The 13,999-nt window shown below is 31.9% G+C and carries 17 protein-coding genes and 1 tRNA gene; 10 read left to right on the top strand and 8 right to left on the bottom strand.

The genetic code is table 11. The features are described 5' to 3' along the window. Positions 1-121: 121 nt before the first annotated feature. Positions 122-1,018, bottom strand: coding sequence for a MerR family transcriptional regulator (locus RT250_RS09675; RefSeq protein ID WP_313114422.1), 897 nt, complete (start codon positions 1,016-1,018; stop codon positions 122-124). A gap of 123 nt (positions 1,019-1,141) precedes the next feature. After that, a tRNA-Leu gene (locus RT250_RS09670) sits at positions 1,142-1,224 on the bottom strand. 189 nt (positions 1,225-1,413) lie between these two features. Between RT250_RS09670 and hpf the strand changes: the two genes are divergently transcribed. Both hpf and RT250_RS09660 read left to right on the top strand, forming a co-directional pair. After that, on the top strand, positions 1,414-1,713 hold the full coding sequence (gene hpf, locus RT250_RS09665; protein ID WP_313114419.1) for a ribosome hibernation-promoting factor, HPF/YfiA family: 300 nt from the start codon (positions 1,414-1,416) through the stop codon (positions 1,711-1,713). Positions 1,714-1,723: 10 nt separating this feature from the next. Next, the gene (locus RT250_RS09660; RefSeq protein WP_313114417.1) at positions 1,724-2,560 is read left to right on the top strand and encodes a universal stress protein; all 837 of its coding nucleotides are present in this window, start codon (positions 1,724-1,726) and stop codon (positions 2,558-2,560) included. A 74-nt stretch (positions 2,561-2,634) separates the two neighbouring features. Here the strand turns inward: RT250_RS09660 and deoD are convergent, their stop codons facing one another. The 5 genes from deoD to RT250_RS09635 all read right to left on the bottom strand — a co-directional run bounded on the left by deoD (position 2,635) and on the right by RT250_RS09635 (position 5,770). Continuing rightward, positions 2,635-3,333 carry a purine-nucleoside phosphorylase gene (gene deoD, locus RT250_RS09655; protein WP_313114414.1) on the bottom strand — a complete coding sequence of 233 codons (699 nt, stop codon included), beginning with the start codon at positions 3,331-3,333 and terminating at the stop codon, positions 2,635-2,637. Beyond that, entirely contained in the window at positions 3,317-3,988 is a 672-nt protein-coding gene (gene deoC, locus RT250_RS09650) for a deoxyribose-phosphate aldolase (protein ID WP_313114413.1), read from the bottom strand. The genes deoD and deoC overlap by 17 nt, the downstream gene beginning before the upstream one ends. Further along, the gene (trxA, locus tag RT250_RS09645; RefSeq protein ID WP_313114411.1) at positions 3,988-4,290 is read right to left on the bottom strand and encodes a thioredoxin; all 303 of its coding nucleotides are present in this window, start codon (positions 4,288-4,290) and stop codon (positions 3,988-3,990) included. Before trxA ends, deoC begins: the two co-directional genes overlap by 1 nt. Before the next feature lie 144 nt (positions 4,291-4,434). After that, positions 4,435-5,301, bottom strand: a complete 867-nt coding sequence (locus tag RT250_RS09640) for a DUF3298 and DUF4163 domain-containing protein (protein WP_313114408.1) — start codon at positions 5,299-5,301, stop codon at positions 4,435-4,437. Positions 5,302-5,374: 73 nt separating this feature from the next. After that, positions 5,375-5,770, bottom strand: coding sequence for a hypothetical protein (locus RT250_RS09635; RefSeq protein ID WP_313114407.1), 396 nt, complete (start codon positions 5,768-5,770; stop codon positions 5,375-5,377). A gap of 113 nt (positions 5,771-5,883) precedes the next feature. Between RT250_RS09635 and RT250_RS09630 the strand changes: the two genes are divergently transcribed. From RT250_RS09630 to RT250_RS09620, 3 genes are all read left to right on the top strand, one after another. Further along, complete coding sequence (locus tag RT250_RS09630; protein ID WP_313114404.1) at positions 5,884-7,119, top strand: PAS domain-containing sensor histidine kinase; 1,236 nt, start codon at positions 5,884-5,886, stop codon at positions 7,117-7,119. A gap of 1 nt (position 7,120) precedes the next feature. After that, positions 7,121-8,179: a response regulator gene (locus tag RT250_RS09625; protein ID WP_313114402.1), complete on the top strand. Its 1,059-nt coding sequence runs from the start codon at positions 7,121-7,123 to the stop codon at positions 8,177-8,179. A gap of 83 nt (positions 8,180-8,262) precedes the next feature. Then, positions 8,263-9,102 carry a universal stress protein gene (locus RT250_RS09620; RefSeq protein ID WP_313114400.1) on the top strand — a complete coding sequence of 280 codons (840 nt, stop codon included), beginning with the start codon at positions 8,263-8,265 and terminating at the stop codon, positions 9,100-9,102. Positions 9,103-9,163: 61 nt separating this feature from the next. Here the strand turns inward: RT250_RS09620 and RT250_RS09615 are convergent, their stop codons facing one another. Next, positions 9,164-9,397, bottom strand: coding sequence for a hypothetical protein (locus tag RT250_RS09615; protein ID WP_313114398.1), 234 nt, complete (start codon positions 9,395-9,397; stop codon positions 9,164-9,166). A gap of 143 nt (positions 9,398-9,540) precedes the next feature. Between RT250_RS09615 and RT250_RS09610 the strand changes: the two genes are divergently transcribed. The 5 genes from RT250_RS09610 to RT250_RS09590 all read left to right on the top strand — a co-directional run bounded on the left by RT250_RS09610 (position 9,541) and on the right by RT250_RS09590 (position 13,999). Then, the gene (locus RT250_RS09610; RefSeq protein WP_313114395.1) at positions 9,541-10,386 is read left to right on the top strand and encodes a universal stress protein; all 846 of its coding nucleotides are present in this window, start codon (positions 9,541-9,543) and stop codon (positions 10,384-10,386) included. Between the two features lie 139 nt (positions 10,387-10,525). Continuing rightward, entirely contained in the window at positions 10,526-11,368 is an 843-nt protein-coding gene (locus RT250_RS09605; protein WP_313114393.1) for a universal stress protein, read from the top strand. 36 nt (positions 11,369-11,404) lie between these two features. After that, a complete protein-coding gene (locus RT250_RS09600) occupies positions 11,405-12,256 on the top strand; it encodes a universal stress protein (protein ID WP_313114391.1) in 852 nt (283 codons plus the stop codon). 41 nt (positions 12,257-12,297) lie between these two features. Then, positions 12,298-13,149, top strand: coding sequence for a universal stress protein (locus RT250_RS09595; protein WP_313114389.1), 852 nt, complete (start codon positions 12,298-12,300; stop codon positions 13,147-13,149). A 16-nt stretch (positions 13,150-13,165) separates the two neighbouring features. After that, a complete protein-coding gene (locus tag RT250_RS09590; RefSeq protein ID WP_313114386.1) occupies positions 13,166-13,999 on the top strand; it encodes an ATP cone domain-containing protein in 834 nt (277 codons plus the stop codon).

Below are 13,999 nucleotides of genomic sequence, written 5' to 3'. Positions count from 1 at the left end.
CAATTTTAAATCATAAAATGGCTAATAAAAAATATTTATTCCAAATAACATTTATTTGCGCAGCAAATTTTTATAGTAATCGGGTAATGTGTGAATGTGAGAATTTTATAATGTAAGAGAGTTATAAAATTTTTTCAATCTGTTGAGTAAATAGTTCCAAGCTGTTAAATACCCGAATATTTTTACAAGTGTTCACTAACTGATCAATTTTTCTACCTAATATCCAAAGTTCACAAGGTTTTGTATCGCCAACTTTCTTTTGAAATTCGCTTATATAATTCTCTACCTGGTCTGGCTCTGGCTCTACTGTAAAATACGTCACGAAAACGATTTCAGATTGAGCTTTTAATATGTGCTTTAAACTATCTAATGGTACATTGGCCCCTAAGTATATAGTGTTATATCCTGCTGATAAAAGTTCATAATTTGCAAATAATAAGCCTATATCGTGAATTTCTTTCAACGGTAAGTACAATACGAAGATTTTGTTTTCTTTTCCCTTTGGAGAGTTTTTTACAAAATTGTATTGCTGAATTATTAAATGGCGTATTTTTTCTGAAATAAAATGTTCGTGGGACGGATCAATAGTGCCAGAATGCCAAAGAATTCCAGTTTCATTTAATAGCGGAACAAATACTTCTAAAAACACTTCTCGAAATGACTTTTGCTCTATTAGTTTCCTAACGGTAGCGTCAAAAAGTTCACTATCGAACTCAAACATAGCTGTCTTTAAAACATTACAGGCATATTCGGTATTTAATTCGAGAATATTCTCTTTAACTAAATTTTGAAGTTCAGTTTTAGTAAGGCTTGCTAAGGTTGAAATTTTATGACCTTCATTATATAAATAAACAACATTTAGAAGTTTTTTTAAGCTTTCGAGATCGTATTTCCTTATGTTGGTATCGGTGCGGTTAGGTTCAAGAAGATTATATCGCTTTTCCCAAATCCTTATAGTATGGGCTTTAACGTTTGAAAGATTTTCAAGATCTTTTATGCCGAATTGAGTTTTAACCACAAAAATTAAATAAATAATATTTCAAGGGTGAAATTACTAAAAAGAAAGAAGGTTTGTTTAAAAAATTGAATTTATCTTTAAACAATTCGATATGGATATTGATTAAATGTACACTTAAATTTGTACCCGGAATGGGACTTGAACCCACACGTCCATAAGACACATGGCCCTCAACCATGCCTGTCTACCAATTCCAGCACCCGGGTGGATGTTGCTATAAGCTGCTAGCTTACTAGAACAAAGCGCAAATATAATATTTTATAAAATGAAAGCTAAAGCGTTCATAGTTTATTTATAAATTTAATTTCAATAAGAAGTTTAATATGATTTTGGTCATTAATAGAGTCGTTAATTAAGGTTATATTTGATATTATAAGTAATTAATTCGTGATACTATGACTATAAACATTCAATTCATAAAAATGCCTACTAGTGAGGCAATGTCAGATTATGTTAAGGAAAGACTGAATAAACTAGGAGATAAATACGAATGGCTAATTCGGGCAGATGTCAGTTTTAAAATGGAAAACAACGTCTATGGAAAAGGTAATATTTGTGAAATTGAGTTAAGCCTGCCTGGACCTAAGATTTTTGCAGCTTCAACCGAAACAACTTTTGAAGCGGCAGCTAAAGAAACAATCTCGGATTTAGAAAGACAACTTAAAAAACGTAAAGCAAAATTTTCAACCCACTAAAAACATAAAGATGAAAAAAATATTAGTCCCTGTAGATTTCTCGAAATATTCCGATTACGCCATGGAAGTGGCGGCTGGAATTGCTAAAAAACAAAACGCTGAAATTATTGCCTTGCATATGATGGGGCTTAGTGATGCGGTAGTAACAAAAAACGAATCGAGAGAGGTTTTTGAAGCAATGTACTATATGAGGCTTGCCGAAACAAAGTTTGCAGAACTTTTGGATAAAGATTACTTAGAAGGTGTGAAGGTAACGGATACCGTTCATAACTATACAATCTTCAGTGAAATAAATGATGTTGCTAAAGAAATGAACATAGATCTTATAGTAATGGGCTCTCATGGAAGTTCTGGCTTAAAAGAAGTCTTTGTTGGTAGTAATACTGAGAAAGTGGTTCGTACTTCAGAAATTCCGGTTTTAGTGATAAAACATAGACACGAAAAATTTAATCCGAATTTGGGAGTTTTCGCCTGTGATTTTTTAGAAAATTCAGTTGGACCTTATAAACGTGCTAAAGAGGTTTTTGAAATTTTTGGAATAGATATGCAAATGCTGTATGTAAACCTAGCTGGGGATTTTCGCAGTACTAGAGAAATTGAAAAAAGAGTTTTAGACTTCTTTAAAGCTGCTGGAGAATCAAATCCTCTAGAAAGGTTAAACAGTGTAGCTTATTACAACGAATATTCAGTAGAGGCTGGAATTTTTGGCTATAGCCAAATAGTTAATGCAGATATTATTTCTTTACCAACCCAAGGTAGACAAGGCCTAGCACATTTTTTCTCAGGAAGTATAGGGGAAGATGTAGTAAACCACTCAGATTTGCCAGTCATGACATTTAGAGTTTAGTTAATTGCTATCGACACCAATTAACTTTAAAAAGCAGAAATTCACCAATTGAGTTTCTGCTTTTCTACTTCTTACTAAACGGTGTTTAATGCTATGTCAATCATCTTAGAAAAACTGCTTTCTCGTTCTTCAGAAGTTGTAGTTTCACCAGTTACTAAGGAGTCTGAAATAGTAAGAATAGCCAATGCTTTTACATTGTGTTTTGAAGCGATAGTATAAAGTCCTGCAGTTTCCATTTCGACGCAAAGTACTCCATATTCAGCCCATTTTTTATAATCTTCAACATTATCTTCGTAGAAATGATCGGTTGTAAGAATGTTTCCAGCTGTTAATTTGATGTTGTTTTCTTTAGCATAAAGCACAGCTTTCATAAACAAATCGAAATTGGCAGTAGGAGCGAAATCTGAGTTTGAGAAACGGGATTTATTGATGCCAGAATTAGATGAAGCTGCCATTGCAATCACTATATCGCGAACATTAATATCTTTTTTATAGCTACCTGCCGAACCTACTCTAATTAAGTTTTTTACACCATAATCCTCAATAAGTTCGTGACAGTAAATTAAGGTTGAAGGAACACCCATTCCAGTACCTTGAACCGAAATGCGCTTACCTTTGTAAGAGCCAGTAAAACCATACATTCCGCGTACTTCGTTATAGCAGTGAACATCTTTTAAATAAGTTTCAGCTATCCATTTTGCTCGTAAAGGGTCGCCAGGAAGAAGAACAGATTCTGCAACTTCACCTGTTTTGGCTTCAATATGTGTGCTCATTTGTATTTGTTTTGCTCGATGTAACAATTTGAATTCCGGAGGAAGTTCCTATTCTACTCACGCCTAAATCGATGTATTTTCTTGCTGTCTTTACGTCTCTTATGCCCCCAGAAGCTTTTATTTTTAATGTGTCACCTACAGTTTCAACCATTAATTTCACGGCATTCTCGGTGGCTCCACCAGTGCCAAATCCTGTGGATGTTTTCACAAAATCTGCTCCAGCTGCTTTTGAAATTTTACAAGCGGTAATTATTTCACTGTTGGTTAAATAACAAGTCTCAAGAATTACTTTTAAAACTTTACCTTCAATTGCCTGTTTTATATCTGAAATTTCCTTTTCGATAGCCTCAAACATTTCAGACTTCAAAAATCCTAGGTTAAGTACCATATCAATTTCATCGGCATCTTCTTGTACACATTGTTCTGCTTCGAATAATTTAGAATTGGTAGAATTCGCTCCCAAAGGAAAACTAACTACTGCAGCAATTTTTACGTCGCTATTTTTTAGTTCGTTTTTTACCAGTGAAATGTAGCAGCTATTCACACAAACAGCATAAAAGTTATACTCCTTAGCTTCATCACAAAGTTTGATTATATCATCTTTTGTTGCTGTGGCTTTAAGAAGGGTATGGTCTATATATCGATTTAATTCCATCAGTTTTTATGCTGATTGATAATAGCAATTAAATCATCTTTTTGCAAAACACCACTCTGACGCCATTTTTGCTCTCCATTACGGAACAGAATCATGGTAGGAACACCTCTCACTTGAAATTGTGCCGCAAGCGGTTGATTTTTGTCAACGTCTATCTTTACGATTTTTACGGTATCACCAAGTTCATCTTTCACTTGTTTTAAAATAGGAGCTAGCATTTTACAAGGCCCACACCAATCAGCGAAAAAATCGACAAGAACAGGTGTTTCGGAGTTAATTATATCTTTAAAATTACTTTTCATAGCATTTCTATAAGATTAAATCTACCAAATAATATTAGTATTTGGCTGCGACTTAATACGATTTATATTTAAACGATAATATAATATTTGAAGGCTAAATTACCAAGGTTTGTTCGCTAATTTTTCAAAAATTATACTGCTAAATTATAACATAAAAAGATTCTTTTTATGCTTTCTAAGCACTGGTCTCAACATTTCTAAAGGTATTTTTATTGAATACGTACCAGTGTATGAAGGGCAGATAATGCAGTCGTCAAAATAGTATTCGACTTCCATATCGTTTATAACAAAGTTATTTTTAGCATTGAAAAAATCGTCGTCAGAGATTGTCCAACAATCGTAGTACATTTCCCCCGATTGGATTTTTTTATTTAAATTTTCGTTTAAAATCTCTTGTACTTCATCTTCTGTTCCGTCGTTAAAAAAATCTTCGAAATTTAAGAAAACTCCGCGCTCTAAATCAAAGTTTAAAGTCTCAAAAGTATAAGCAGCATGGGCTGCACCCGTGTAGTGATTTTCTTTGTAGAAAAGCACACTTATTATTTTGTCGTTAAGATTATAGATTTTGTAATCAACACTTCGCAGTTCATTTTGCCTTGGAATTCCTAATGAATCACACAAGCGCTTTTCCTCTAAAATTTGCTTTTCTATTTCTTTAATGTCTAAATAATTATTCTTGATATACTCATTAAAGTTCTCAAACTGTGGTTTAATTTTTTCATTTAAATAAGGGTATTTAAAATCTAATGTAAACCATTCATCTTTTTTTAAAAATGACTTAGAAACTAATAATGGCTCTAATTCTTCTTTTTGATCTTTTTTTTCAAGTAGTTCTTTTCTCTTAATATCTAGAGTTTGCTCCATTAAATTCAAGTCCTTATCTGTAACACTAAAAGAATCAACACTTTCTTTAATTAGTTGTTCTTCTTCATTTTCAATTTTTACTGTATTAGTGTCATTCTTACAGGCAAGAAGTGCAAGAAAGGCAAGGATTGGAAGAAGGTTTTTCATTTTAGTTTTGGTTTAATTTATAAAAATAACGAAAGATTTTTAGTGTCGGGAAGAAAGTTAATTTAAATAAGAGTTATTTTTCAAGTAATAATTTTAATTTGGCAAGCATTACAAGTTCGCTTTTGTTTTTCCCTGAAAATGAACTAGCAATAGCATCAGCAGTTTTCCAAATTAGTTTTTTTCGCTCTTCAGTAAAAAGTTTTGAATTTTCTTTTTTATAGTCGGCAAAACTGTCGAAACAGTCGTTTGCATCAAGCTGTTCATAGTCGAACCAATCAAATACTATTTCAATTTGATGTACTGCGTCTACTTGTAATGAATCTTTATCGTTATCAAAATTTTTCCATTTATTTAGAACCATGTTTTTAAGAATATCATATTCTTCTTTGCGCACAACTTTATCAGCAGCTGCAATTGCGTAAAATAATTCTCCCATTTTCTGGTAAAAAAGCAATTGTGGTTTATCCATTATACCTATAATTATGTGGTTATAAAGTGTGTAAATCTAGTTTTATTTCATTTTAAATTTAATGATATAAATCAGTTAAGGGAAACTGATAAAATTCCTTACTTTTGTAAGGAATGAAGGTATTTGACGAAAAAAAAGGTAATATTTTTAAAATTCTTTCTGAAGCTATTTCAGAAGGAATTGTTATTGTTAACGACAAACATGAAATTGTAACCTCTAATGATGCAGGTGATAAAATGTTTGGCTACGAATACGGGGAACTAATTGGTAAAAATCTCAATGTTTTAATACCTCAGGAATATAGAAGTAATCACCATGTTCAAGTTAATGAGTTTATGGAAAATAGCGACCCGAGGCAAATGGGTCATGGTCGTGATTTGTATGGTAAAAGAAAAGATGGCAGTACCTTTCCTGTTGAAGCTGGACTAAATCCATTTGAAGTCTATGGCAGTAAGTATGTGATGGCTTTGGTTACCGATATCACTGTTAGAAAACAACAAGAGTTGCAAATTAGAGAGCTTAATAACGAATTAGAACTAAAAATTGAAAAGCGAACCCAGGCTTTAAAAGAAAGTATTATTGAACTCGAAAAAGAAGTAGTAAAAAGAAAGGATGCCGAGGATAAAATTAAAGAGTCTTTAAGAAAAGAACGAGAGTTAGGAGAGCTTAAAACAAAGTTCTTATCTTTAGTTTCACACGAATTTAAAACCCCCTTAAGTGGAATTCTTACATCTGCAACATTGTTAGGGAAGTACAAGGAGACTAGTCAGCAGGACAAGAGAGAGAAACACTTAAAAACTATTCAAAATAAAGTAAAGTACCTAAATAATATCCTCAACGACTTTTTATCTATTGAGCGCCTAGAATCTGGGAGGGAAACTTATAAATACAGTACTTTTCCATTAAGTAAAGTAATAAATGAAGTGATTTATAATGCCAATATGCTTTTAAAGGAAGGTCAGCAAATTAACTATCCAAAAAACATAGACGGCATACAGGTTTATTTTGATGAAAAAATTTTAGAATTATCATTAACCAATTTAATTAATAACGCTATAAAATATTCGCCAGAAAATACAAGTATTGATGTAATTGTAATGCCTAAAGACGACACTATGAGCATTAAAATTGTCGATCAAGGAATTGGTATTCCTTTAAAAGAGCAGAAATTTATTTTTAATAGATATTTTAGAGCTGAAAATGCTTTGTTAAATCAAGGTACTGGCATTGGTTTAAATATTGTTAAAAGCCATCTAAACAATATAGGTGGAACTATAATTTTCGAAAGTGAAGAAAATAAAGGAAGTACATTTATTATTACCTTCCCAAACAAAACTCCAAAAAGTTAATATGAAGAAAATACTTCTAATTGAAGACGATACAGCACTTAGAGAAAATACAGCTGAGCTTTTAGAGCTATCAGATTATAATGTAATTACAGCTGCTAATGGCAGGTTGGGTATAGAACAAGCTTTAAAGGAGATTCCAGACATAGTGGTTTGTGATATTATGATGCCTGAGATAGATGGTTATGGCGTATTGGAAGCCTTAGCTTCAAATGAAAAAACATCTCATATACCCTTTATATTTCTTACGGCTAAAACCGAACATAAAGAAATAAGAAAAGGAATGGATATGGGGGCAGATGATTACCTCACTAAACCATTTGATGAAGGGGATTTAATTAGTGCCATAGAAAGTAGATTAGCGAAATCTGCAATCTTTTCAATGCGTTCAAATAGCGTTGGATTAAATTTAGATAACGATGAAGACCAAGAAACCCCAAGGAATTTAAATCAGCTTAAAAATTATTTTTGCGATGAAGGTAGCGTTGCAAACTATAAAAAAGGGGAAACAATTTATCGTGCTGGGGATCACTCCAATAATATTTTTTTATTGACCAAAGGAGTGGTAAAGACTCATACCATGGACGATAATGTAAAAGAACTTATTACTGGATTATATAAAGCCGACGACTTTTTAGGCTTTACTTCTTTTGATGATAATTTACCTTATGCCGAGTTTGCTACAGCTGTAGAAGATGTAGAACTGGTTAGCTTATCTAAGACTTATTTAAAGGAGATTTTATTAAAAAGTAAGGATGTTAGTTTAGAATTAATGAATCTTCTCAGTGATAATTTAATCGATATAAAACAGCAATTAGTAAAGATGGCTTATAGTTCGGTTAGAAGGAAAACAGCGTCTACAATCATTCAGTTTGCTGAAATTATGAATAAAAATACATCATCACCTTTGCGAATTTCACGTAACGATCTAGCTGCAACTGCAGGAATAGCAACAGAAAGTTTAATTAGAACACTATCTGAATTCAAAAAAAATGGAATTATTGAAATTGAAGGACGTGATATTCATATTGTAGATTTAGAAAGGTTGAAGTATATAGAATAACAAAGTTTCTTCTTTCAAAACTGATTTTTATCATTTCACCTATCAAAGCTTAGGTATAACTTTGTCTGTGAGACTTTGGTAAAATGAAAAATATTTTAATTCCTACAGATTTTTCTAAAAATTCGCATAATGCAATTCGTTATGCATTAGATTACTTTGCTGATATTCCAGTCAGTTTTTATTTGCTTCATGTGGCTTCAAATAACATGCAAAATCCAAGTGGAGAGGGTGAGGGTATCACAGAATCTATCGCTGAAGTTGCTACACTTCAAAACGCTTCATCTAAACTTAAATCGTTAATTAAAACTTGTAATGCCTCTAAATTAAACTCTAAGCATAAATTTTTTGCTATAGAAGAAGACTTGAATTTAGTTGAAGCCATTCGCAAGCAGGTAATTGAGAAGGAAATAGATTATATTTTAATGGGCACTAGAGGAACGTCTGTTTCTAGTTCAAAAAGGTTAGGAAGTAACACCTGTAAAGTAATAACGAAGGTAAAATGTTCTATAATAGCTATTCCTGGTAATGCTAGATTCAGAGAAGTTAGCAACATTGCCTTTATAACTGATTATAACAATATATTCAGAAGTAAAATATTTACGACACTTTCCGATAATTTGGAATTACATAATTCGGCACTTCGGGTACTTAATATAAGAACACATAATCTTGGCCTTAATAGCGAACAAACCGACAATAAAGGGTTTTTACACTATTCTTTTAGAGAAAAGAAACACAGTTTTCATTTTGTAGAAAATAAAGAACTTGAAGCGGGGCTTAAAAATTTTATAGAAACTTGGGACATAAGTATGGTGTCCATTGTAGCTAAAAATTTAAATTTTATTGAGCGTTTATTATTAAGACCAGTGGGTAAATTGGTGAGTTATGAACCAAATGTCCCGTTTTTAGTAATTCACGAATAGTTAATATTTATAAGCATTTTACTTAAAAAAAAAAGGCTTTGATAAATAATTAAAAGAAATTTTAAAGTTTATCTTCTTCTTTTTTTATCGGATGATCTTCATAAAAATCTTTAAATTTTTTATCTGTATTATAATAATCAGTCAAAACGCTATAGACAGAAAATATTAATAAAATTTCACCTATAACAGTGAGAAAGAAAATATAGTTGAAGGAGAATCCTAATGCCGCAAATATCGCAACTGTCGCCAATACTAGAGTGGTTAATACCAAATACGAAATAACAGAAAGTTTCATAATGTTTTTATTTTTAAGTTACGAAACTTAAAACCTAATGTCTCATAATGAAACCTTAAATATCAAGTGCTTAGCTGATACTTATCATATTTATTTCAGTAAGAAAACCTTATATTTACTTATAAACCTCTAAATATTTACTAATGCACAAAATTTTAATTCCTGTCGATTTTTCAAAAAACTCTATGAATGCCGCAAAGTACGCAGCCGAGTTATTTAAACACGGTCATTCTGAGATATATCTTATTCACGCTTATGCCGATAGGGTTTACAATGAAAAATTAAAGTCGCCAAATGCCGATTTTGACAATTTAAAGACGAAATTACTTAGTGATGTAGAAGAGAAACTAGCTAGAATGAAAAAGGATCTTTTTACTTATTCACCAAATCCAAAACATAAAATAATTACAGTTGCTGAATTTGGTTTATTGGTAGATACTGTGAATGAATGGGTAGAAAGTAAAAATGCTGATATTGTAGTAATGGGAACACAAGGCGAAACCGACGATAAAAATATGACGTTTGGAAGTAATACACTCCAAGTTATTAAATATGTAAAATGTCCAGTTTTGGCCATTCCAGAAATCTATACCGATGTGCATCCTAAAAACATCTTATTTCCATCAGATTTTATGATTCCATTTAAAAGAAGAGAATTAAAACTATTAGGATCACTAGCTAAGTGCTTTGCTTCTAAAATCAACTTCTTATATGTTTCAAAATTTAACAACTTGTCTCTACGACAGCAGGATAACATAACTTTTATGGAGGCTTGTTTAAGTGAAAATCAGATAGATTTTGTTCAAAAGGATAAAAAGAACGTTACCAAAGCAGTAAATAAGTTTATTATAGAAAACCCTATCGATATGCTAGTGATGGTTAATACACGGCATTCCTATCTAGAAAATATTCTTTATAAGTCAACTATTGAAAAGATAGGTTTAAAAATTGATATTCCCTTTTTAGTACTTCAAAACTTACCGCGTTAGTAATAATATTTAAGCAATCATTTATTTAATTATTCTTTGTTATCTATGGAATTTTAAATAATTTATACAACCGAAACCACATAGGTATCAAGAATTAATTTTAGATACATTGAGGCTTAAACCACTTATTTTTTAGTCTATGAAAAAAATAATTGTCCCTTCCGACTTTTCTGAAAATGCATATGCTGCATTGCACTATGTTTCAAAGCTTTACGGTGATGAGTCCATACATATAGTAGTTTTACACTCTTATAGTTCACAGAGTAGAAATAATAACAATTTAGCAGGAATTAGTGTAAAAGCAGAAACCGCCAAAATAAATCCTGAAGAAGAAAGTGAAAAATTGCTTCAAAAAATAGAACTAAACACCCCGAAGCAAAATCATAAATATGAATTTATTGTAACCCCAGAATCCTTGTCGAGTACCATCAATAAAATGGTTAAAGAAGACGAGGTAAGCCTTGTAGTGATGGGAGATAAAGGGCGTACCAGTGCAGAAGATGTGTTGGTGGGGAGTACAACAATAAAAGTTTTAAAATCATTAGAAAACTGTCCTTTACTCATTGTTCCAAATCACGTAAAGTTTGTAGTTCCTTTAAGGATTGGTTTCGCTAGTGATTACAACGAGTTTTTTAGTTTTTCAAAATTTAAACCAATCACAAGGCTAGTTAGACAGTTTAATTCACAAATCAACATTATTAATGTAGGTTCAGAGAAAGAGCTGGACAAAACACAAAAAGAAAACTACGACAAGTTTATAATAGACTTAACTGAATACGATGTAGATTTTCACTTTATACCCAAAAAGGGAAATATTTCTAATACCTTACATTCTTTTATAGATGAAAAGGATATCGATCTATTTGCAATCATACATCATAAACACAGTTTTATAAAACAACTTTTCCGTGAGTCAGTGGTAAGTAGGATAGGAAAACACGATTATGTGCCACTTTTAGTTATTCCATCGCAGAGTAAATAAAAAAATGTAAATTAAGAATTTAAATAAACAGATATTATGAAGAAAAGAATATTAATACCCACAGATTTTTCACGCAATGCATTTAATGCTATTAAATATGCCATGGAGCTGTATAAACGCGAATATTGTGAATTTTTTATTCTAAACACATATTATTTATCTGGATACTCTAAAGACAATTTATTGAGTCCTCATCCAACTGAAAAAGACCTAAGTATTGTTAAAGAACGTTCTGAAAAGAATATTGAAAGATTAAAAGTTCAAATGAGTTTTTATGAAGATAACGAGAAACACAGTTTTAAATATTTTAGTGAATTTGGACCTTTTTTCGAGCTAATGAAAAATGTTGTTGCCAGAGAAGACATAGAACTTGTTATTATGGGAACTCAAGGTGAAACGGATAATAAAACCGTTATATTAGGAAGTAATGCCGTAAATGTGATGGAAAAAATTAGGAGTTGTCCAGTTTTAGCTATTCCATCTACAGTTTTATTTAAAGAACCAAACGAAATTGTTTTTCCAACTAGCTTTAGAACGCATTACAAGGAAAAAGAGCTGTCCACTTTAGTTGAGATTTCTCGATTATTAAATGCGCCAATTCGCATACTACACGTTCAGAAAGGCAAAGCATTATCTAAACCACAAATAGAGAATAAATTACTTTTAGAGAAAATATTAGATCCAGCTTCCTTTACACATCATAGGCTGTATAATGTAGATTTAAAAGATGGTGTAAGTTGTTTTGTTCAAAGTCGAGAAAGCGAAATGATTGCCATTGTAAATAAAAAACATAACTTCTTTGGTAGTATATTTTCAAACCCTATGGTCAAAGAACTAGGGAAACATACTAATGTTCCTCTATTAGCAATGCACGATTTAAGAACATAGAGTTTTAGAGTGGGGTTCAAAACACAAATAAATTTTCAGCTATGCATAAAAACATACTAATTCCTACAGATTATTCGCGAAATGCATTTAATGCTATAGTGTATGCCTTTGAACTTTTTAAAAACATAGATTGTACATTCTATATTTTTCACTCTTATTTTATACAGCATTCTGCTCGTGGAAATTTTTTATTTCCAGAACCAGAACCATCTGAGTATGATTTGGCCGCTAGACTTTCAGCAGAAAAAATGACTTTCCTGAAAAACAAGGTTAATCTCTTAGCTGATAATCCTAAACATACCATATACTACGACCACAAATTTGGATCTTTTATCGATTTGATAGGAGAAAAAGTAAAGAAAAATAATATCGATCTAATTGTGATGGGAACCCGTGGTATAACTAATGATGGTGAAGTTGCTTACGGTAGAAACTCGGTAAATATTATGGAAAATATAAGGGATTGTGCCGTTCTTGCAATTCCTTCAAACATATCGTACAGAGAAATTAACGAGATTGTATTTCCAACCAATTTCAAAAATCTATATATCGAAAGTGAGATGAAAACCTTTGTGAAAATTGCCAAACAAGGTAAATCACCAATTCGAATTTTACACATTGGGAAAGAAGCTGATCTTACTGAAAGACAAAGGAATAATAGGACTCAGCTTGAAAACCACATTAAAGATTTAGAATTCACCTATCATTGGCTTGATAGGGTAGGAGTTAAAGAAGGATTGCTTGCGTTTGTTGATGAACGCAAAAGTGGGCTGATAGCTTTTGTAAATAGAAAACATTGGTTTTTTGGCAGTGCCTTTACGAATCCTTTGGTTAAAAGTTTGGGCGTACATTCTAAAGTGCCAATATTGGCGCTTCACGATTCTAGAACCTAATTATATTACAAAAATAATGGTTGTTGAAGTTGTTAAGCATTCTGGAGAAAGAGCAGATTTTTCAATTGAAAAACTGAAATCTTCACTCCGCAAAAGTGGTGCGGAAGAGGCATTGGTTAATGAAATTTCAAATATTGTTCGCGACGAGTTATATCAGGGAATTTCAACCCAAGAAATATATAATCGTGCTTTTGCTCTTCTCAAGAAAGAGAAGAAAGGATATGCTTCAAAATACAAACTAAAGAAGGCGATTTACGAGTTAGGACCAACGGGATTTCCTTTTGAAAAATTTATAGCTGCCTTGTTGTTTTACAGTGGCTATAAAGTAAAAACTGGGCAGTTTTTACAAGGAGAATGCGTACTTCACGAGGTTGATGTTGTTGCACGTAAAAACGATCAATTTATTGTTGTAGAATGTAAGTTTCACAGTGATGAAGGTCGAAATTGTAATGTGAAAATTCCACTGTATATCCATTCCCGATATCGAGATATTTTAAATAATTATAACGATAAAAATGAATCAGAAATGCCAACCGAAGGATGGGTGGTTACTAATACACGATTTACCGAAGACGCTTTACTATACGGGAAATGTGTAGGACTTTACCTGTTAAGTTGGGATTATCCTAATGGCAACGGTATTAAAGATCGAATAGATCGATTGGGGCTTTACCCAATTACGGTATCCACCTTGCTGAGCCAACGAGAAAAACAGTTTTTGCTCAGTCGTGATATAGTGCTATGCAAACAATTAATAAACGATGATTTTTATTTAGACCATCTTGGAATTTCTGAGAATAGACAAGCTCGAATTTTAGAAGAGATAAAAATCTTGTGTAAACACAATTAG

Source organism: Aequorivita sediminis (genome assembly GCF_032080575.2).
GTDB classification, from domain to species: Bacteria; Bacteroidota; Bacteroidia; order Flavobacteriales; family Flavobacteriaceae; genus Aequorivita; species Aequorivita sediminis.
Note: the sequence above shows the minus strand (reverse complement) of the source record. Positions and strands in the feature narration are given on the sequence as shown.

Excerpts from the sequence above, each read along its gene's own strand:
- RT250_RS09635 (WP_313114407.1), bottom strand. The coding sequence starts at position 5,770 with ATGGATAAACCACAATTGCTTTTTTACCAGAAAATGGGAGAATTATTT.
- RT250_RS09615 (WP_313114398.1), bottom strand. The coding sequence starts at position 9,397 with ATGAAACTTTCTGTTATTTCGTATTTGGTATTAACCACTCTAGTATTG.
- RT250_RS09630 (WP_313114404.1), top strand. The coding sequence starts at position 5,884 with ATGAAGGTATTTGACGAAAAAAAAGGTAATATTTTTAAAATTCTTTCT.
- RT250_RS09625 (WP_313114402.1), top strand. The coding sequence starts at position 7,121 with ATGAAGAAAATACTTCTAATTGAAGACGATACAGCACTTAGAGAAAAT.
- RT250_RS09640 (WP_313114408.1), bottom strand. The coding sequence starts at position 5,301 with ATGAAAAACCTTCTTCCAATCCTTGCCTTTCTTGCACTTCTTGCCTGT.
- RT250_RS09605 (WP_313114393.1), top strand. The coding sequence starts at position 10,526 with ATGAAAAAAATAATTGTCCCTTCCGACTTTTCTGAAAATGCATATGCT.
- trxA (WP_313114411.1), bottom strand. The coding sequence starts at position 4,290 with ATGAAAAGTAATTTTAAAGATATAATTAACTCCGAAACACCTGTTCTT.
- RT250_RS09600 (WP_313114391.1), top strand. The coding sequence starts at position 11,405 with ATGAAGAAAAGAATATTAATACCCACAGATTTTTCACGCAATGCATTT.
- RT250_RS09660 (WP_313114417.1), top strand. The coding sequence starts at position 1,724 with ATGAAAAAAATATTAGTCCCTGTAGATTTCTCGAAATATTCCGATTAC.
- RT250_RS09595 (WP_313114389.1), top strand. The coding sequence starts at position 12,298 with ATGCATAAAAACATACTAATTCCTACAGATTATTCGCGAAATGCATTT.
- RT250_RS09620 (WP_313114400.1), top strand. The coding sequence starts at position 8,263 with ATGAAAAATATTTTAATTCCTACAGATTTTTCTAAAAATTCGCATAAT.
- deoC (WP_313114413.1), bottom strand. The coding sequence starts at position 3,988 with ATGGAATTAAATCGATATATAGACCATACCCTTCTTAAAGCCACAGCA.
- hpf (WP_313114419.1), top strand. The coding sequence starts at position 1,414 with ATGACTATAAACATTCAATTCATAAAAATGCCTACTAGTGAGGCAATG.
- RT250_RS09590 (WP_313114386.1), top strand. The coding sequence starts at position 13,166 with ATGGTTGTTGAAGTTGTTAAGCATTCTGGAGAAAGAGCAGATTTTTCA.
- deoD (WP_313114414.1), bottom strand. The coding sequence starts at position 3,333 with ATGAGCACACATATTGAAGCCAAAACAGGTGAAGTTGCAGAATCTGTT.
- RT250_RS09610 (WP_313114395.1), top strand. The coding sequence starts at position 9,541 with ATGCACAAAATTTTAATTCCTGTCGATTTTTCAAAAAACTCTATGAAT.